Source organism: Bacillus sp. Pc3 (assembly GCF_000815145.1).
Lineage (GTDB): Bacteria > Bacillota > Bacilli > Bacillales > Bacillaceae > Bacillus > Bacillus velezensis.
Genome location: NZ_CP010406.1, coordinates 3,605,531 through 3,625,300, shown reverse-complemented (window position 1 = coordinate 3,625,300; position 19,770 = coordinate 3,605,531). Strand labels below are relative to the sequence as shown.

At 49.8% G+C, this 19,770-nt stretch carries 18 protein-coding genes; 2 read left to right on the top strand and 16 right to left on the bottom strand.

Going from position 1 to position 19,770, the window contains the following annotated elements:
* Positions 1-52: 52 nt before the first annotated feature.
* Positions 53-949 carry a YegS/Rv2252/BmrU family lipid kinase gene (locus tag SB24_RS17575; protein ID WP_039254547.1) on the top strand — a complete coding sequence of 299 codons (897 nt, stop codon included), beginning with the start codon at positions 53-55 and terminating at the stop codon, positions 947-949.
* A 43-nt stretch (positions 950-992) separates the two neighbouring features.
* Here the strand turns inward: SB24_RS17575 and SB24_RS17570 are convergent, their stop codons facing one another.
* The 8 genes from SB24_RS17570 to SB24_RS17535 form a co-directional block, all read right to left on the bottom strand.
* A complete protein-coding gene (locus SB24_RS17570; RefSeq protein ID WP_039254544.1) occupies positions 993-2,255 on the bottom strand; it encodes a dihydrolipoamide acetyltransferase family protein in 1,263 nt (420 codons plus the stop codon).
* Positions 2,256-2,276: 21 nt separating this feature from the next.
* Positions 2,277-3,260 carry a 3-methyl-2-oxobutanoate dehydrogenase subunit beta gene (gene bfmBAB / locus SB24_RS17565; protein ID WP_003153216.1) on the bottom strand — a complete coding sequence of 328 codons (984 nt, stop codon included), beginning with the start codon at positions 3,258-3,260 and terminating at the stop codon, positions 2,277-2,279.
* A gap of 12 nt (positions 3,261-3,272) precedes the next feature.
* Positions 3,273-4,265, bottom strand: a complete 993-nt coding sequence (locus SB24_RS17560) for a thiamine pyrophosphate-dependent dehydrogenase E1 component subunit alpha (protein ID WP_007408383.1) — start codon at positions 4,263-4,265, stop codon at positions 3,273-3,275.
* A 22-nt stretch (positions 4,266-4,287) separates the two neighbouring features.
* A complete protein-coding gene (lpdA, locus tag SB24_RS17555; protein WP_039254541.1) occupies positions 4,288-5,709 on the bottom strand; it encodes a dihydrolipoyl dehydrogenase in 1,422 nt (473 codons plus the stop codon).
* Positions 5,699-6,814: a butyrate kinase gene (gene buk, locus SB24_RS17550; RefSeq protein WP_094032254.1), complete on the bottom strand. Its 1,116-nt coding sequence runs from the start codon at positions 6,812-6,814 to the stop codon at positions 5,699-5,701. Before buk ends, lpdA begins: the two co-directional genes overlap by 11 nt.
* A gap of 17 nt (positions 6,815-6,831) precedes the next feature.
* Entirely contained in the window at positions 6,832-7,926 is a 1,095-nt protein-coding gene (bcd, locus tag SB24_RS17545; RefSeq protein WP_003153209.1) for a branched-chain amino acid dehydrogenase, read from the bottom strand.
* Positions 7,927-7,939: 13 nt separating this feature from the next.
* A complete protein-coding gene (gene yqiS / locus SB24_RS17540) occupies positions 7,940-8,833 on the bottom strand; it encodes a phosphate butyryltransferase (protein ID WP_015417787.1) in 894 nt (297 codons plus the stop codon).
* A 122-nt stretch (positions 8,834-8,955) separates the two neighbouring features.
* Positions 8,956-11,025 carry a sigma-54 interaction domain-containing protein gene (locus tag SB24_RS17535; protein ID WP_015417788.1) on the bottom strand — a complete coding sequence of 690 codons (2,070 nt, stop codon included), beginning with the start codon at positions 11,023-11,025 and terminating at the stop codon, positions 8,956-8,958.
* A 153-nt stretch (positions 11,026-11,178) separates the two neighbouring features.
* Here SB24_RS17535 and SB24_RS17530 point away from each other — a divergent pair, with 153 nt between their 5' ends.
* Positions 11,179-11,421 (top strand): DUF2627 domain-containing protein, encoded by a 243-nt coding sequence (locus tag SB24_RS17530; RefSeq protein WP_015417789.1) that lies wholly within the window; start codon positions 11,179-11,181, stop codon positions 11,419-11,421.
* A gap of 28 nt (positions 11,422-11,449) precedes the next feature.
* Here the strand turns inward: SB24_RS17530 and prpB are convergent, their stop codons facing one another.
* The 8 genes from prpB to SB24_RS17490 form a co-directional block, all read right to left on the bottom strand.
* On the bottom strand, positions 11,450-12,355 hold the full coding sequence (gene prpB / locus SB24_RS17525) for a methylisocitrate lyase (RefSeq protein WP_015417790.1): 906 nt from the start codon (positions 12,353-12,355) through the stop codon (positions 11,450-11,452).
* 18 nt (positions 12,356-12,373) lie between these two features.
* Entirely contained in the window at positions 12,374-13,801 is a 1,428-nt protein-coding gene (locus SB24_RS17520) for a bifunctional 2-methylcitrate dehydratase/aconitate hydratase (protein WP_039254537.1), read from the bottom strand.
* Positions 13,802-13,826: 25 nt separating this feature from the next.
* Entirely contained in the window at positions 13,827-14,924 is a 1,098-nt protein-coding gene (mmgD, locus tag SB24_RS17515; protein ID WP_039254534.1) for a citrate synthase, read from the bottom strand.
* Between the two features lie 23 nt (positions 14,925-14,947).
* Entirely contained in the window at positions 14,948-16,081 is a 1,134-nt protein-coding gene (locus tag SB24_RS17510) for an acyl-CoA dehydrogenase (protein ID WP_039254531.1), read from the bottom strand.
* Between the two features lie 29 nt (positions 16,082-16,110).
* A complete protein-coding gene (locus SB24_RS17505) occupies positions 16,111-16,962 on the bottom strand; it encodes a 3-hydroxybutyryl-CoA dehydrogenase (RefSeq protein ID WP_039254529.1) in 852 nt (283 codons plus the stop codon).
* A gap of 19 nt (positions 16,963-16,981) precedes the next feature.
* Positions 16,982-18,163: an acetyl-CoA C-acetyltransferase gene (locus SB24_RS17500; protein WP_039254527.1), complete on the bottom strand. Its 1,182-nt coding sequence runs from the start codon at positions 18,161-18,163 to the stop codon at positions 16,982-16,984.
* A 140-nt stretch (positions 18,164-18,303) separates the two neighbouring features.
* A complete protein-coding gene (locus SB24_RS17495) occupies positions 18,304-19,041 on the bottom strand; it encodes a glycerophosphodiester phosphodiesterase (RefSeq protein WP_015240188.1) in 738 nt (245 codons plus the stop codon).
* Between the two features lie 87 nt (positions 19,042-19,128).
* Complete coding sequence (locus SB24_RS17490; RefSeq protein WP_039254526.1) at positions 19,129-19,755, bottom strand: N-acetylmuramoyl-L-alanine amidase family protein; 627 nt, start codon at positions 19,753-19,755, stop codon at positions 19,129-19,131.
* Between the last annotated feature and the right edge of the window lie 15 nt (positions 19,756-19,770).

Sequence of the window (19,770 nt, the reverse complement as noted above, 5' to 3'; positions counted from 1 at the left end):
TTAAAAACGGGAAACTTGTTAAGGAGATTGTCTGAAATAAAGGAGCAGTCATATGAGCCAACGGAAAGCAGTTTTAATTTATAACGGAAACGCCGGTCAAAAACAGATTGATAAAACGCTCGGCACGGTCGTCCCCATTTTGGCCCAGTCAGCTGACGAACTTTTGATTAAACCGACCAAACATCAGGATGATGCCCGTCAGTATTGTGAAAATCTCGACAGTTCAGTTGACCATTTATATATTTTAGGCGGAGACGGCACTGTGCATCAATGCATCAACAGCATCAGCAGGCTTGATCACAGACCCGCTGTCGGCATTTTGCCGGGAGGAACGTGCAACGATTTCTCACGGGCGCTCGGCATCCCGCAAAACCTTCAAAAGGCCGCTGAAGCGCTCGCGGCCGGACATAAACGGATGATTGACGTCTGTAAAACGGATGACGGCTATTTTCTGAACTTCTGGGGCATCGGACTGATCACCGAAGCATCAAGCCATATTAATGAAACTGAAAAAGCATGGCTTGGTAAAATCAGCTACTTCACGAGCGCCTTGCGGACGATGACAAGCGCGAACCCGTTTCCTGTCAAATTGACGATTGACGGCGAGGTGAAAGAAGACGAAGCCGTAATGGTGCTTGTCATGAACGGGCATTATATCGGGACAAACAGAGTTCCCCTGCCTGATGCCAGCCTCCAGGACGGCTTAGCCGATGTGTTAATCTGCCGCAACACAAGCCTTGCCGCGCTGCGGGAGCTGATGACGATGGAGCAGGGTTCGTTTGATGATTTCAAAGGGGAGCTGTCCTATATTCAGGCCTCCAGGATTGAAATCGAAACCGGACGTGAGATGGACGCGGATACAGATGGCGAGGTATACGGAACAACACCTTGTACGATCGAAGTGAAAAAACATCATCTCACTATGCTTGTTCCCGAGGATTCACAATGAAAATAAAAAAACTCCTTTTGCCGCCCGGGCAAAAGGAGTTTTTTTAATAGACGGAAGTATGTTCATCAATGTTTTCTAAGATTTCTTTGACGCGTCCGAGGAATCGGCCGCACACGAGCCCGTCGAGCACTCTGTGATCTAAAGACAGGCAAAGATTAACCATATCACGAACGGCGATCATCCCGTTATTCATGACAACCGGACGTTTGACGATAGATTCTACCTGAAGAATCGCCGCCTGCGGATGGTTGATAATGCCCATAGATTGAACTGAGCCGAAAGATCCCGTGTTATTGACGGTAAATGTGCCGCCCTGCATATCTTCCGCGGTAAGTTTTCCGTTTCTCACTTTTTTCGCAAGGTCCGTTATTTCTCTGGCTATGCCTTTAATCGTTTTTTCATCAGCATGCTTAATAACCGGAACAAACAGCGAATCTTCCGTGGCAACGGCAATGGAGATGTTGATGTCTTTCTTTTGGACGATTTTGTCCCCCGCCCACATGCTGTTCATCTGCGGGAACTCTTTGAGAGCCTGCGCCGCCGCTTTTACAAAGAAAGCGAAAAACGTTAAATTGAAGCCTTCTTTCTGTTTAAATGAGTCTTTAATGCTGTTTCTGTACGCCGTCATGTTCGTGACGTCGACTTCCATCATCGTCCAGGCATGCGGAATTTCTGTTTTGCTTTTATGCATATTGGCGGCGATGGCTTTTCTGACACCTGTAACCGGAATTTCAATATCACCGGCTGACAGAGCGGGTGCCGGTGCTTGTTTTTGCTGTTGTTTCGGCGCTTGTTGCGTTGTTTGAACGGCTGCCGGCGCCGGTGCTTCCGACTTCTGCTGCATTCCCGAATCAATGATTTTTTGAATGTCTTTTCGCGTAATTCTTCCGCCTGCACCCGTTCCTTCAACTTCTTCAAGCTGAATGCCGTGTTCTCCCGCTAATCTGAGCACGGCCGGCGAATAACGCGCTTTATTTGACTGATCTTTACCTTGACGGTTTGCACCGGTGTCTGAAGGGGTATTCTGCTCTTCTTCCCGCTTCGGCGCCTCTTCGGTTTCCGTTTCTTCTGTTTCAATTTTGCAAATGATTTCGCCGACTGCAAGAGTCTGGCCTTCTTCTCCTACAAGTTCTGTAATCGTACCGGTAAAAGAAGACGGCACCTCCGCATTCACTTTATCCGTCATGACCTCCGCGACGGGGTCATATTTATTCACTTGATCACCGGGGGATACCAGCCACTTGCTGATCGTCCCTTCCGTCACGCTCTCTCCGAGCTGAGGCATAGCCATTTGTTCAATCGCCATGTCAAAAACCTCCTTACGTCTTTAAAACTCCGCTAATTCTCTCATCGCGGCTTCTGCTTTGTCAGGATTCATCATGAAGTATTTTTCCATTGTCGGCGCATAAGGCATTGCCGGAACGTCAGGACCTGCAAGCCGCTTGATCGGCGCGTCTAAATCAAATAAGCAGTTTTCAGAAATAATGGCGGCAACCTCGCTCATAATACCGCCTTCTTTCGTATCTTCTGTGATCAGCAATACTTTTCCCGTTTTAGACGCTGCTTCAATGATGGCTTCTTTATCTAACGGATAAACCGTACGCAAATCTAATACGTGTGCGGAAATTCCATCTTTTTCAAGGCGCTCGGCAGCCTGCAGAGCAAAATGGACGCATAATCCGTACGTAATAACAGTAATGTCGCTGCCTTCGCGTTTTACATCCGCCTTTCCGATCGGAAGGACGTAATCATCCGCAGGGACTTCGCCTTTAATCAGACGGTACGCCCTCTTATGTTCGAAAAACAGCACCGGATCTTCGTCACGGACTGCAGCTTTCAACAGCCCTTTTGCGTCATAAGGAGTTGAAGGCATGACAATTTTAAGGCCCGGCTGGTTGGCAAAAATGGCCTCCACAGATTGGGAATGATACAACGCGCCGTGCACACCGCCGCCGTAAGGCGCTCTGATGACCATCGGACAGCTCCAATCATTGTTTGAACGGTAGCGTATTTTTGCCGCTTCTGAAATGATTTGGTTGACCGCAGGCAGAATGAAATCGGCAAACTGCATCTCGGCAATCGGGCGCATGCCGTACATCGCGGCGCCGATGCCGACACCGGCAATCGCTGATTCAGCAAGCGGCGTATCCATCACCCGCTCTTCTCCGAACTGTTCATAGAGACCCGCCGTTGCTTTAAACACGCCGCCTTTTCTTCCGACGTCTTCCCCGAGAACAAAAACGCGCGGATCTCTTTCCATTTCTTCTTTCATTGCTGCATTAATACTGTCAATATAAGACATTACAGACATAAGTATTCCTCCCTACTTCGCATAAACGTGATCAAGCGTTGATTCAGGAGATGCGTATGGCGCTTTCTCCGCTTCGTCTGTCGCTTCGTTTACGATAGCCATGATGTCATCCAGCATGGTCTTTTCTTCTTCTTCACCTAGAAGCCCGGCTTCTTGCAAGTATGCTTTGTATAAAAGAAGCGGATCTTGTTTCTTCGCTTCTTCTACTTCTTCGCGTTCTCTGTAGCTGCTGTCGTCGTCATCACTGGAATGCGGCGTCAAACGGTAGGAAACCGTTTCTATTAATGTAGGGCCTTCGCCTTTAGACGCCCGTTCGCGCGCTTCTTTTACGGCCCGGTAAACTTCCAGCAGGTCGTTTCCGTCAACAGTGACTCCCGGCATGCCGTAGCCTGCCGCCCGGTCGGATATTTTCTCGCACGCCACCTGTCTGTCATACGGGACAGAAATGGCATACTTATTGTTTTCACACATGAAAATGACAGGCAGTTTATACACGGCGGCAAAGTTTGCCCCTTCGTGAAAATCCCCCTGGTTGGAAGATCCTTCTCCAAAGGTAACGAAAGAGACGATATCCTTTTTATCCATGCGTCCCGCAAGCGCGATTCCGACTGCGTGAGGAACCTGCGTCGTAACAGGGGATGAGCCCGTTACGATTCTGTTTTCCTTTTGCCCGAAGTGGCCCGGCATCTGCCTTCCGCCTGAGTTCGGGTCAGCTGCTTTCGCAAAACCCGACATCATCAAATCCTTTGCAGTCATACCGAATGCAAGCACAACCCCTATATCTCTGTAGTACGGAAGCACATAGTCGGTATCACGGTTTAAGGCATAGGCCGCGCCTACTTGCGCCGCTTCCTGTCCTTGACATGAAACAACGAACGGAATTTTGCCCGAGCGGTTTAAGAGCCACATTCTTTCGTCGATTTTTCTGGCTAACAGCATGGTTCTATACATTTCAACGGCTTCTTCGTCAGAGAGCCCTAATGCTTGATGGCGGTTTGTAGTCATTCAAACCCCTCCTTCTTTCCTTTTAAAAATGAATCGCGTTTCCGTCTGCGGCTAACGCAGCTTCTCCAATCGCCTCTGAAAGGGACGGATGCGGATGTATGGACTGACCGATTTCCCAAGGCGTCGCATCGAGCACCTTGGCAAGCCCCGCTTCAGAGATCATATCGGTGACGTGCGGGCCGATCATATGAACACCGAGAATGTCATCTGTATTCCGATCGGCGACGATTTTGACAAAGCCGTCGCTTTCTCCGTATACAAGAGCCTTTCCGATCGCCATGAACGGAAACTTCCCGATCTTCAGTTCATGCCCTTTTCGAAGAGCTTCCTCTTCTGTCAGACCGACGCTCGCCGCTTCCGGATTTGAATAAATACATTTCGGCACAAGAGCGGCATCAAGCGGAGCCGGATTAAGGCCCGCCATATGCTCAACGGCAATGATGCCCTCACGGGAGGCCACATGCGCAAGCTGCAGCCCGCCGACAACATCACCGATCGCATAAATGTGCGATTCCTTCGTCTGCCCGGCTTCGTTCACGATGATAGAACCGTTTTCCGCTTCAATATCCGTGTTTTCAAGTCCGATCCCTTCAATGTTCGGCTGGCGGCCGATGGAAACAAGCATTTGTTCCGCGTGATACGTTTCTTTTTTTCCATTCTTTTCAGCGGCAATTGAAACGCCGTCCGCTTTTTCCAATGTATCCGGAAGCACTTTCGCACCCGTCACGATCTTAATTCCTTTTTTCGTTAACAGTTTTTCCATCTCGCTTGAAATATCACGGTCTTCCGTCGGCAAAATGCGGTCCGCAAATTCAATCACAGTGATATTGACGCCGAAATCGTTCAGCATGGATGCCCATTCAATTCCGATGACACCGCCGCCGACGATCATCATGGATTGGGGCAGACGTTCTAGCTCTAACGCTTCATCTGATGTCAGAATATATGTACCGTCTGCTTCTAAACCCGGCAGCATTTTCGGCCTTGAACCGGTTGCGATAATCAATTGTTTCGGTATCAGCATGTCGTTTTCTTCACCATTTGCGTATTCAACGGAAACCGTACCGGGAAGAGGTGAGAAGATGGAAGGGCCGAGCATACGTCCGTACCCGTTGAATACATCAATCTTCCCCTTTTTCATCAAGTGGGCGACACCGCCGGCCAGCCGGTCAACGATTCCCTGCTTTCGTTTTTGCACGCTGTCAAAGCGGAGGGAGACACCTTCCGTTTCAATGCCGAATGCTGCCGCTTCCTTTGCGGTTCGGTACACTTCCGCGCTTCTTAACAGCGCTTTACTCGGGATACATCCTTTATGCAGGCAAGTACCGCCGAGCTTTTCTTTTTCTACAACGGCCGTTTTTAAGCCGAGCTGGGCCGCTCTGATGGCGGCTACATAACCGCCCGTGCCGCCGCCCAGAATGACCACATCATACTCAGTCGCCATTTGTTTTCACTCCTTCGCCGATCTGATATTGCTTTGACTGCTCCTCACCGGCTAAAACCCGAAGCGCGCCTTGCGCGAGAGATTGCAGTTCATTTTCTCCCGGGTACACCAGTACATCCGAAATCCAATCTATGTACGATCTGATGGCGGATACGAAACTTTTCCCGTACGCCAATCCGCCCGTCAGGACGATAATGTCTACTTTTCCTTTTAAAACGGCGCTTGCCGCCCCGATTTCTTTTGCTACTTGATAAGCCATTGCGTCATAAATGAGCCTCGCATGCTCATCTCCGGCCTGAATGCGTTTTTCCACCTTCACCGCGTCCGTTGTCCCCAGGTAGCCGGAGAGTCCGCCCGTGCCGACAAGTTTTTTCATCATATCGGCTTTTGAATACTTGCCGGAAAAACACATTTCCACCAAATCACCCGCCGGAACGGTTCCCGCGCGCTCCGGGCTGAAGGGTCCTTCTCCGTGAAGCCCGTTGTTAACATCCGTCACCCGTCCGCAATCATGGACACCGACTGTGGTGCCGCCGCCCATATGAGTGACGATCATCTTCATCTGTTCATACCGTTTGCCGAGGGACGCCGCCGCCTGACGGGCAACAGCTTTTTGGTTCAAAGCATGGAAAATGCTTTTCCGCTTGATTTCAGGCATTCCTGATACTTTAGCGAGCGGAGTCATCTCATCCACCACGACCGGATCGACGATATACGCGGGGATATTTAATCCGTCAGCTATTTCCCTGGCAATAATTCCGCCCAGATTAGAAGCATGCTGGCCGTTGTAGCCGTTTTTCAAATCAGTGATCATGGCGTCATTCACTTCATATGTGCCGCCCTCAATCGGTCTGAGCAGACCGCCCCTGGCACAAACGGCATCGAACTTTGAAATGTTGATGCCCTGTTCGTGCAAAGACTCAAGAATGCTTATTTTTCGAAATTCGTATTGGTCGATGATGCTGTTAAATGTTTTCAGCTCTTCTTCGGGATGCCGCAGCGTCTTTTCAAAGATACAGCGTTCATTGTGAAAGACACCGATTTTCGTTGATGTTGAGCCTGGATTCAGAATGAGAATGCGTTTTTCCTTTTCGAACATTTTCATACCTCCAGATCAAATTCCTATCGTCTGCTTAATATACTTTGGCCGTTTTGCAGAAACTGGCTTCTTGAACGGCGCATGCGCTCAATTCGTTCCTCAGCCAGACGGTCAGCCGCTAAGTATGTCGGAATGCCGTCACGCGCGGAAATATCGAGCACCCGCTCAATGTTTGCATAAATGCCTTCAACCTTTTTCAAAGCCCGCTCAGCATTGTAGCCGTAAAGCTCATCGGCCACATTGATGACGCCGCCTGCATTGATGACATAATCCGGAGCGTACACGATTCCCATTTCATGAATGGTATCGCCGTGACGTGTTTCTTTCAGCTGGTTATTGGCCGCTCCCGCAATGACTTTCGCCTTCAGCTGTTTAATCGTGTCATCATTAATGACGGCGCCGAGAGCACATGGGGCATAAATATCGCACGCCTGTGAGTAAATGTCGCCGGGATCAACTGCGCGGGCGCCGAAGTCCTCAACGGCACGTTTAACAGATTCTTTATTGATATCCGTTACGATTAAAGAAGCGCCTTCTTCGTGAAGGTGGCGGCATAGATTGTAAGCCACATTTCCCACGCCTTGCACGGCAATTGTTTTACCTTCCAGGGAATCAGTGCCAAACGCCGCTTTCGCTGCGGCTTTCATCCCTTTGTAGACGCCGTACGCCGTAACCGGGGACGGATTTCCTGATGAACCGAATGCCGGAGAAATTCCGGTTACATAGTCTGTTTCATCATGAATGATGTCCATATCTTCAACGGTGGTGCCGACGTCTTCCGCCGTAATATACCTTCCGTTTAAGCCTTGGATGTACCGGCCGAACGCGCGGAACATTTCTTCATTTTTATCTTTGCGCGGGTCTCCGATAATAACGGTTTTCCCGCCGCCTAAGTTTAAACCGGCAGCCGCATTTTTATAAGTCATGCCTTTTGCGAGTCTCAGTGCATCTTCAATCGCCGCTTCTTCACTGTCATATGTCCACATTCTTGTTCCGCCGAGTGCGGGGCCGAGCGTCGTATCATGAATCGCGATGATCGCTTTTAATCCGGATTGTTCATCTTGGCAGAATACCAATTGTTCGTAATCATAAGTCTCCATATATTTAAAAATTTCCATAGGTTCGTTCCTCCTACTGTTCTTGTGATGCGCAAATCGCAAGCGCAATTGAATACAGTTTATTTTCTGCGGTATCCGCTCTGCTCGTTAATGCGATCGGCGCTTTTGCACCGGCGATGACGGCAGCAACATTTGCTTTCGCAAAATAAATCATTGACTTATAAAGCATATTTCCGGCCTCAATTGAAGGAACCAAGAGAATATCCGCCTGGCCCGCTACGCTTCCGGAAATCCCTTTTTGCAGCGCAGCCGCTTGAGATACGGCATTATCCAAAGCAAGCGGTCCGTCCGCAATGCAGCCGGTAATCTGTCCTCTGTTGCACATCTGGACGATCGCAGCCGCGTTCAGCGTCGCCTCCATTTTCGGATTAACCGTTTCAATAGCGGCAAGGACTGCGGCTTTCGGCATAGGGTTCCCTACGGAATGTGCGACATGAACCGCATTTTGCAGAATATGCCCGAGCTCTTCAAGAGACGGGGCAATGTTCAGCGCTGAATCAGTCACATACATCAGCCGGTCATAGTCCGGCACCTCAAAAACGGCTACATGTGATAACACCCTTTTTGAACGAAGCCCTTCATGGCGGTTTAAAACCGATTTCAGAAGAGTTGAGCTCGGGAGATTCCCTTTCATTAAAACGTCCGCCTCTTGTTCACGCACTGCGCGCACTGCTTTTGCCGCAGATTCTTCGGGTGAATCGGCGTGGATGATTTCAGCATTGAACTTCGGCTCATTTGCCAGAAGCTCTTTCAGCTTTCCGCTGTCACCCGTCAGTAAAAATCGTGCCGACAAGTGTTCTGCCGCCATTTTGACGGCCTGGATCACTTCTTTATCTGCTGCGTGGGCCACTGCAATGGTTTTTGCATTTTTTGCCGCGGCTTTTTCAACTAGGTCTCTCAGCTTCATTTTGTACCACCTTCCTTGTGCGAATCCGCTTTTAACAATGCAAGTTCCGTGCCAAATGTGCGGGAGGGTTTATTCCGGCTTTTTTCAAGAAAGCATGCAGCTGTTTGCGCTTTCTCTGCAATTTATTGCATGCCGTCATTTGCAAGGCCGTACTTGTCCATTTTGTAGTACAGATTCCGAATGCTGACACCAAGCGCTTTTGCCGTTTTGGTTCGGTTGAATTTATGATTTTCAAGCGTTTTTTGAATGACGTGCGCTTCAAATTTTTCAACAGCCTGAGACAGCTTTTCCCCTTCCACATCCGGAAAATCACTTTGGGTGCCGTTTTTTTCATTCAGCTCTGATTCAAAAACAGGCAGGTGCTGCTGTTCGATCCGTTCCATGTGCGGCTCTAAAAATATCATTGCCCGTCCGAGAACATTTTCAAGCTCCCGGACGTTTCCCGGCCAGCTGTAGGCTGATAAAGCTCGCAGCGCGTTCGGCGTGAGCCCCTTTACATTGCGGCCGTAATCCTGATTGATTTTTTCAATGAGCCGAATGCTCAGCGCTTCAATATCTTCTTTGCGCTGCCGAAGCGGCGGGATTGAGATCGGATAGCGGTTAATCCGGTAATACAGGTCTTCACGGAACGCGCCTTCCGCCATGGCCTTTTCGATGTTGACGTTCGTCGCTGCGATAATTCTGACATTGACAGAAATCGCTTTAGTGCCGCCGACTCTGATAATTTCTTTTTCCTGCAGAACTCTGAGCAGCTTTGCCTGGGTGCTTTGGGTCAGCTCTCCGATTTCATCTAAGAAAATGCTGCCGTTATTCGCTTCCTCAAAAAGTCCTTTTTTGCCCCCGCGCCTCGCGCCAGTAAACGCCCCTTCCTCATAGCCGAAAAGCTCGGATTCTAGCAGGGATTCAGACAGGGCCGCACAATTGACCCGGATGAACTTATTGTATTTTCGGTCGCTTTCATTATGGATGGCGTGGGCAAAAAGTTCTTTTCCTGTGCCGGATTCTCCCCGCAGCAGAATCGTCGCCGGCGTTTTCGCCCCGAGCTTCGCCTGTTCAAGGGCGACCAGCATTTGTTCACTCGTGCCGATAATGTCGTCAAACGTGTATTTCGCTTCAAGCGTGCGGATAATCTGGCGCGCCCGATTCAGCTCAGCAGTCAGCGTTTTAATTTCTGACACGTCGTGAATGACGCCGACGCTGCCTTTTAAAATACCGTCCACAATAACGGGGGCAACATTTACGATAACATCCTTTTTATTGGGGCCGACCTTCATTCTCACACCCCGCACGGGCCGCCTTGTCCCCAATACTTTCAGGTGCATGCTCTCCCCTTCTGAGATATCGGTGGAAGCGGGTTTTCCGATGACTTCGCTTTCTGACAGCCCGGTCATTTTTGTATACGCTTTGTTGATTAACATTCCGATGCCGTTTTCATCAACGACAGAAATGGCCTCGTCTGACGATTGTATAATCGCTTCAAGCATGGTGCGGATTTGTTTTAAGTTCGTGACCTCTTCCGCCAGTTCAACTGCGTCGGTGATGTCTTTAAACACGCATAACGCGCCGAGAAGTTTTCCGCCTTCATCAATGATCGGCAGTCTTGTCGTGACAATCTGCAGGTGCTTTCCGAGAAGCTGCTTCTGGTTATATTCCGGCTCTCTCGTTTCCAGAATCCGCGGCAGCTTTGTGTTCGGCACTACATCTTTAATTTGGCGGCCGATGACATCCTCCCGTTTTTGGCCGACCATTTTTTCTGCCATCTGATTAAATAAAATGATCGTTTCGTTGACGTCTATAAAAATCATGCCGTCGTGCGTTGAATTAAAAATCCGGTCATGCTTATACGTCTGCGACTTCAGCATTTGGATAAGCTGCTGTTTTTCCTCCATCAGCTGAAACACCATGTACGCCAATTTCCCCGGCATGACGATGGTTTGTTCTTTTTTCTCATGGAGCAGCTCATCCATGACCGCTTTGTCGCCTGTTGTATGGATGATAATATCTATATCTTCAGTTATGTAGGGTTTCCAATCTGATGAGGTTGCAATTCCATATCTCCGGGCTTCTTGCAGCCCTTGCGCCTCCGGATCTTGATCAACCACCGCAATAATCCGGATCAGCTTTGTTTTCATCAAAATCTGTAGGAGCGCCGTGCCTCCTTTACCAGCACCTATAATCAGCACCTTCTGCATCCCGATACCCCTTTATATGAAAAAATTTGCACACCTGTATTTCCCGTTGCAATAATTTGCACAACCCCTATGTTACCACGTTTTGATCTCTTGACAAAATATTTTTTCGATTGGACAATAAAGGAAAACATATCGTAAAGGGGTTTTCTGAATATGAGCCGGCTTGTAGCGCTTTTGATTCTGGTCCTCCCCGGCGCTGTCGCGGCGCTCGGCATTAAGCTGATGAGAGATGCATTATTCGGGCATGCGTTTTTCCCGTTTCCGTCCCTTTTTCTTCAGGGGGCGGCCGGATTGGCGTTTTTTTTGTTCGGCCTTTATGTTCTGGCCGGATTTATTCTGTACAGAGATCGGAAACGCAATCAAGTCAGCCCGCGGTTCAGGAAAAAAAAGCTGTAAAAAAAGCCCTTGCAAAAAAAGGGCTTTTTCAGTCGTCCGGCAGTATCGTTTTGGCAATGGATTGATCCAGTTCTTCATAGTCATCGTAAGCGATCGTTTCATATAGTTCTTTTCTCGTCTGCATATCCGAAAGCCCCTCTTTTTGCGAGCCTTCTTCTTTCAGAAGGCGGAAAATACGCTCAAAAGCCTTGGCCGCCGTTCTGAGTGACGTGACCGGGTAAATGACCATCTGACAGCCCATATCGGAAAATTCATCAGCACTGTAATACGGCGTTTTTCCGAATTCAGTCATGTTTGCGAGAATCGGCACACTGATTTGTTTGGAAAACGCTCTGAATTCACTTTCTGATTGGAGCGCTTCCGGAAAAACAGCGTCAGCACCCGCTTTTATATAAGCGGACGCCCTTTTTAATGCCCCCTCCAATCCTTCCTGCTGTCTGGCGTCTGTTCTCGCAACAACAAGAAGAGTCGGCGCGGCCCGCTTGACCGCTTGGATTTTTTGCGCCATTTCTTCAATCGGCACGAGCTGCTTCCCATTCAGATGTCCGCATTTTTTCGGCAGGCGCTGATCCTCCATCTGGACGGCGGCCGCGCGCGCTTCATACATTTCTTTCGCCGTCCGGGCGGCATTCAGCACGCCTCCGAAACCCGTGTCAATATCGACAAGGACGGGCAGATCAGACGAGCGAACCAGATCTTTAACCCGTTCAGCCATTTCCGCCGACGTGATGATCCCTAAATCGGGAAGCCCTCTGCTCGCCGTGTAAGCCGCGCCTGATAAATAAAGAGCCGAAAAACCCGTTTTCTTGGCGATAAGAGCGGCCATGGCATCGTGAGCGCCGGGAATCTGCAATAGATCCGGCGCTGCCATCAGCGTACGGAACCGCTCTGCAAGCTCCTCTTGAGACGACTGCTTGCTGACGATCCACGTCATGTTTGTCACCCTCCTATTTTATACGAGAAATAAGTCCATAAATTCATTAACGCTAAGCTTCTGCATTCGGCCGCTATCTTTACAGACCTCTTCGATTTTCCGCTGCTGCTTCAATGAAAAATGAGTGCTGATGTTTGTTGAAAACTTGGCAAGAATCTTCGGAACGGCTTCTTTTCTGCGGAATCGGTGCCCGAGCGGATATTCACATTCAATCCGTCCCGTAGCCGTGCCGTCTGTAAAATGCACCTGTACGGCATTTGAGATGGATCGCTTATTCGGGTCTAAGTAATCTTTTGAGTACGCTTTGTGTTCCGTCACCTCCATTTTGCTCCGCAATGTATCAATTCGCGGGTCAGACGCCGTTTCCTCTTCATAATGATCCGCCGTGATATCTCCGAAAAGCAGCCCGATTGCCGTAATATACTGGAGGCAGTGATCCCGGTCAGCCGGATTGTGAAGCGGCCCTTTTTTATCGATAATCCGGATTGCCGACTCATGGGTCATAATCGTGATCCTGTCAATGTCTTCGATGCGGTCTTTCACCTCCGGATGAAGCCGGACCGCGCATTCCGCCGCTGTCTGGGCGTGGAATTCAGCCGGGTAGGATACTTTAAACAAAACATTCTCCATCACATAGGACCCAAGCGGGCGGGCAAGCTTCATTTCCTGCCGGTTAAACAATACGTCTTGAAATCCCCATCCAGATGCGGTCAGAGCCGTCGGGTACCCCATTTCACCTTTTTGCGCCATAAGGGCCAAGTATACGCCTCTGCTCGTCGCGTCGCCGGCCGCCCATGATTTGCGTGATCCGGTGTTCGGCGCATGACGATACGTTCTGAGGCTTGAATTATCAATCCAAGCGTGAGATACGGCGTTATTGATTTCCTCTCTTGAGCCGCCCAGCATTTGTGCGCAAACAGCCGCAGTCGCCACTTTCACAAACAGCACATGGTCAAGCCCCACTCTGTTTAAGCTGTTTTCCAAAGCGAGAATTCCTTGAATTTCGTGCGCTTTGATCATTGCGCAAAGCACATCACGCACGGTAAGCGGTTCTTTCCCTTCTGAAATCCGCACTCTGGATATATAATCCGCACAAGCCAATATGCCTCCGAGATTATCAGACGGATGACCCCATTCCGCAGCAAGCCACGTATCATTATAATCGAGCCACCTGTTGATACAGCCGATATTAAAAGCAGCCGTGACCGGGTCTAAAACAAAAGGCGTGCCCGGGACTCTGCTGCCGTTGGGCACGGAGGTTCCCGGGACAATCGGGCCGAGCAGCTTTGTACATTCGGGATAGCTGAGCGCCAAAATCCCGCAGCCTATCGTATCAAGAAGCACATGTCCTGCCGTAGTAAAAGCTTCTGAACTGTCAATCTCCTGATGGAGCACGTAATCAGAAATCTCTTCGATTACAGCATCCATTCGGCGGGGTTCTGTCATGTTTTCATCTTCCTTTCTCATCTGTTTACAGGCGCGCTCCGGTATAGCGGACACGCGGGCGGAAAAGCCGGTTTCGGCTGTGCTGTTCAATGACGTGGGCACACAGGCCGACCGTCCGCGCGCTGAAGAATATAGGCGTGTACAGCGGTATCGGGATGCCGAGTATGTAATAGACCGGCGCTGCGTAGTAATCTAAATTCGGATAAAGGCCTTTTTTCTCCCGCATGACGGTTTCGCCGGCTTCACACATATGATAAAGACGGAAATCACCTGAAAGATCAGACAGCTTTTTTAACGCTTCTTTCATCATGAGCGCCCTCGGGTCCATTTTTTTCATGTAGACACGGTGGCCGAAGCCCATGATTTTTTCTTTGTTTGCGAGTTTTTGAGTTAATAATTGTATAAACCCGTCTGTATCCTTCGCTTCCTCAAGCATGTACATAACCGCTTCGTTCGCTCCGCCGTGAAGATTTCCCTTAAGCGAGGCGACGGCTCCGGTCAGCGCGCCGTAAATATCCGATTGCGTCGAAGCGATGACACGGGCCGTAAACGTTGAGTTCGGCAATTCATGCTCACTGTATAAAAGAAGCGACCGGTCGAAGATTTCTTCTTCCAAAGATGACGGTGTTTTTCCGGTAATCATATATAAAAAGTTTGCGCTGTATGATAAGGTTCCGACCGGCGCCAAAGGCTCCAGCCCGTTGATGACTCGATAGCTGTTGACCGTCAGATTCGGCATTTTGCCTATCAGTCCGCGTACGCGGTGCTGATTTACGGAAGATGAACGGTCATCGATGTCCTTGTCAAAGCCTCCAAGCGCGGACAAACCCGTCCTCAGTCCGTCCATCGGGTGAGAATGTTCAGGCAGCAGACGGCATATGTGCAAGATTTCCTCGGGAAGGTGCCCGCCGCGCCGAACGTCTTCTTCAAGCGCCGCCTTCTCTTTCGCATCAGGAAGTCTGTCTTCCAATAAGAGATGAACAATGTCCATATAGCCGGCCGTTTTAGAAAGCTCAATCAGATCGTGGCCTTTGATTAAAATACTGCCCTGCTGTGTATCCAGGAAAGAAATCCCCGTTTCCACCGCTATGACGCCATCTAAACCGGGAGAATAAGATTCCATGGTTTCGCTCCTTTGCGCACTTTTTATTGAAGAAGATACTTAGAAATAATCAGCCTTTGAATCTCATTGGTTCCTTCATAGATTTGCGTGACTTTCGCATCCCGAAATAAACGCTCCGCGGGATACTCTTTCATATAGCCGTAGCCGCCGTGAATCTGCACAGCCTCCACCGCCGCTTTCATCGCCGCATCGGACGCGAATTGCTTCGCCATAGATGCTTCTTTTCCGCACGGAAGCCCTCGCTGATACAGATCAGCAGCATGATAGACCAATAATTTGGCAGCTTCCGCATTCGTCGCCATGTCAGATAATTTAAATGAAACGGCCTGATTCGAAGCGATGGGTCTGCCGAACTGGCTGCGGGTTTTGGCGTACTCCACCGAGCAGCCGAGCGCCGCTTCGATAATCCCGAGCGCCTGAGCCGCTATGCCGATCCGTCCGACGTCAAGGTTTTTCATGGCGATTGAAAAGCCTTCACCCTCTTCGCCGAGCCGGTTTTCAACCGGAATTTCCGCTTGGTCAAACTGCAATTCGACAGTATTGGAACCTAACAGTCCGAGCTTTTTTTCTTTTTTTCCGACAGAAAAACCGGGTGTGTTTTTCTCAATGATAAACGCGGAAATTCCCTTTCTCCCCTTACCCGGATCGGTTATGGCGAATGTCAGATACAGATCTGCCGCTCCGCCGTTTGTAATAAAGATTTTTGAACCGTTCAGAATATATGAACCGCCTTTTCGCACGGCCGTTGTTTTCAGGCTGCCCGCATCAGATCCGGATTGAGGCTCAGTAAGCGCAAAAGCCCCAATATATTCGCCCGCTGCCAGCTTCGGAATATACGTTTGTTTTTGGGCTTCTGTCCCAAAATGCAAAATCGGGATTGTCCCTACCGATGTGTGGACGGACAAAATGACGCCGACGGCCGCGCTGACTTTTGATATTTCATGAATCGCTAAAATGTAAGATGTTGTATCAGCACCCGCCCCGCCGTAAGCTTCCGGGACGGGAATGCCCATCAATCCCGCTTCGCCCATTTTTTTAATCAGCCGCTCCGGAAATTCATCTGTTGATTCCATGAGCTCAACCACCGGCGCGATTTCCTTGCGGGCAAAATCACGCACCATTTTTCTCATCATGATGTGCTCTTCTGTAAAATGCATGGCTGCCGTCTCCCCTCATGATCTTTACGTCATCTGCCGTACTCATAAAAACCGCGCCCGCTTTTTTTGCCGAGCCAGCCGGCGCTGACATATTTTCTGAGCAGAGGGCATGGGCGGTATTTCGAATCTCCGAGCCCCGCATAGAGAACCTCCATAATGGAAAGGCACGTATCCAGCCCGATGAAGTCAGCTAATGTTAAAGGACCCATCGGATGCCGCATGCCGAGCTTCATCACCTCATCAATCGCTTCCTTTGAAGCTGCTCCTTCGTAAAGGCAATAAACGGCTTCGTTAATCATCGGCATTAATATGCGATTAGATATAAAGCCCGGGAAGTCATTGACTTCGACAGGGGTTTTATTCATCCGGACAGCAAGCTTCTTTACTGTTTCCGCCGTTTCTTCCGATGTGGCGAGTCCTCTGATGACTTCGACAAGCTCCATGACAGGAACCGGATTCATAAAATGCATGCCGATTACTTTTTCAGGCCTTTTTGTTGCCGCGGCAAGCTCCGTAATGGGAAGAGAAGACGTATTGCTTGCCAATACGGCATGAGGGGGACAGATTTTATCTAGTGTGTCAAACAATTCTGCTTTTGCTTTTTTGTTTTCTGCAATGGCTTCAATTACAAAATCAGCATCTCCCGCTTCTGTGAGCTCTGCCGGGGAAATACGGCTGAAAACGGCATCTGTCTCCTGCTGTGTCTTCCGTCCTTTTGCCTGCTCTTTCTCCAGGTTTGTCTTTATGCGGTGAAGACCTTTTGTTACCGTTTCCGGCTCCCAATCGTATAACTTGACGGCAAACCCGGCTTCTGCAGCCGTCTGCGCGATGCCTGCTCCCATCTGACCGGCACCTGCGACCATGATTGTTTTCATCTTCATCCGGCGCTCCCTCCTTTGATCAGTACACCTCAAGCAGGACGGCATCTCCTTGAGCCGCTCCGCTGCATATAGCAGCTATGCCTAAACCTCCTCCGCGACGCTTTAATTCGTATATTAAACTCATGATGATTCTCGCTCCGCTTGCGCCGATCGGGTGGCCGAACGCAATCGCCCCTCCGTTTACATTCACTTTTTCCCGGCTGAACCCGGCTATTTTTTCACTCACGAGCACGACGGACGCAAATGCTTCATTTACTTCAAACAAATCAATATCGTCAACGGTCAGTCCGGTTTTTGTCAAGAGCCGGCTGATGGCCTCTCCCGGCGCGCTTGCCAGCTCGGACGCTTCCAGTCCGACTGACGCAAAGCCAAGTATCGCTGCGAGCGGCCTGACATGCTGCTTCGCGGCTTTTTCCTCTGACATCAGCACAAATGCTCCGGCCCCGTCATTTACACCGGGAGCGTTTCCGGCTGTAACCGTTCCGTCGGCTGTAAAAATTGGCTTGAGCGCTGCAAGCTGCTCAAGGCTCGTATCAGGGCGCAGCCCCTCATCCGCTTCAACGGTATGCTGTTTGCCCTTTTTGCCGGTCCAGGTGACGGGGACAATTTCTTCACGCAATTTGCCCGCCTCGGCCGCCTCAGCCGCGCGTTTCTGACTCAAAAGAGCGTAATGATCCTGTTCATCCCGGGAAATGCCGTACTTTTTGGCCGCAGTGCTTCCGTGGACAGCCATATGCACCTGGTCGAACGCACAGGTCAGCCCGTCATGAACCATTAAATCCTGAAACACCCCGTCTCCCATCCTCACACCCCAGCGGCCGGCCGGAATGGCGTACGGAATATTGCTCATGCTTTCCATTCCGCCTGCAATCAGCACGTCCGCATCTTTCGCCCGGATCATTTGATCACAGATGGTAACGGCCCTGAGCCCCGATGCACAGACCTTATTAATGGTTTCAGCCGGAACGGACCACGGAAGCCCGGCATATCTTGCAGCCTGCCGTGCCGGTATCTGCCCGGCACCCGCCTGGACGACCATTCCCATCACCGCTCCTTCCGCTTCGCTTTCACTGATAGCGGCGCGCTTGATTGCTTCTTTTATGGCAATGCCGCCAAGCTCGGCTGCCTTTACCTCTTTTAATGCGCCGCCAAATTTTCCGAACGGCGTTCTTGCCGCACTGACGATAACCGTTTTTCCCACAATTTTGCCTCACTTTCAATAAGATAAAAGATAACGCTTACACAAAACGCCCTGTTACAATATATGAACCGGCTGACCGAGTTATGAGTGCACAGCCTTTTTCCCGCCCATAAAAAAAGAAGACTGTCTGAACAGTCTTCTCAGCTGCGGCATTCTTCTTTTATAGAAACAGCCAGCTTTGGATAATCGGTAAAAATTGCGTCTGCTCCCGCTTTCATCAGCTGCTTCATATCCTCAGGACGATTGACGGTGAACGGACGGAGCGCCGCTTGGTGTTTTGCAAGATGTTTGATCACTTCAGCGCTCACCGCCGGCGTACCGAGCTTCGGATGATAACCTGAAGCGGGAATGGCGGCAAGATACCGTTCAGGCCGGTACAGCACATCCATTGTCAGCACCGCCCGTTCAATTTCAGGCGCCAAGGCGTGGCAAACCGCGAGACTCTCATGATTAAATGAAGAAAAAATAACGCGCTTTTCCAGTCCGTAATATCTGACTTTTTTAATCACTTCTTCTTCCATTCCTTCGTAACGGAATACACTGTTTTTCAGCTCAATGTTTATCAGAAAATCAGCACGTTCCGCAAAACGCAGCACATCTGACAAAAGCGGAATTCTGACACCTTTAAAAGCATCTTTCCATTTTCCGGCGGCATCGGCGGTTCTGATTTTGTCATACGCCGTATCTTTCACAAATCCTTTCAAAGACGTCGTGCGGTCGAGGGTTTCATCGTGAATGACCACGATCCGGCCGTCTTTTGTCATCTGTACATCAAGTTCGATTCCGTCAGCCCCGTCCTCAATCGCTTTTTTGAATGCGGGCATCGTATTTTCAGGGCAGTCGCCCGACGCCCCCCGGTGGGCAAAAATATTCGTCATATGTGTCACCTCAGGTGTTTGTCATCGGTTTTCTCTATTATAATCGTTATGCACATAAGGAGGGCGCTATTTACACATATTTTATAATTACCGTCCGCTGTAATAGGTTTCGATTCCGTTTACAACGGCGTCCGCGGCGTGCTCTTGTCCGTTATCGCTTTTCAGCTTGTCCGCATCTTGAGGATTTGTGATAAAACCTAATTCAGCCAGCACACTCGGCATCTTTGAATATGTAATGACATAAAAAGGAGCTTCTTTTACGCCTCTGTCCTTCATCCCTAAAGACGTGACAAGCTGCTGCTGAATGTCGGAAGCAAGCCTTTCGCTGTCTGCTCCTTCATATGTCGAATTAAAATACGTTTCCGTGCCCGATGCCGTTGATACGGCTGAATTCGTATGGAGGCTGACGAATAAATCGGATTGGCTGGCGCTTGCTTTCGCCACCCGCTCGTCCAAACGTAAAAAAGTATCGTCAGTCCTTGAAGCAACAGGTTTTGCGCCTTCTGTCTCCAATTTGGCGATTACCTTGTTTGACACCGCTAAATTGATGTTTTTCTCAAGCAGTCCATTTCCGCCGGCCCCGCTGTCTTCTCCGCCATGTCCGGCATCGATATAAATGGTTTTCCCTTGCAAAGGTTCAGCTGCATAAGCAGACGGCGCAAGCAGAAGAAGAGCGGCACCGAAGGCAGCAGCGGTTTTTGTCAGTAAACCCACGTTTTTTTCCTCCCC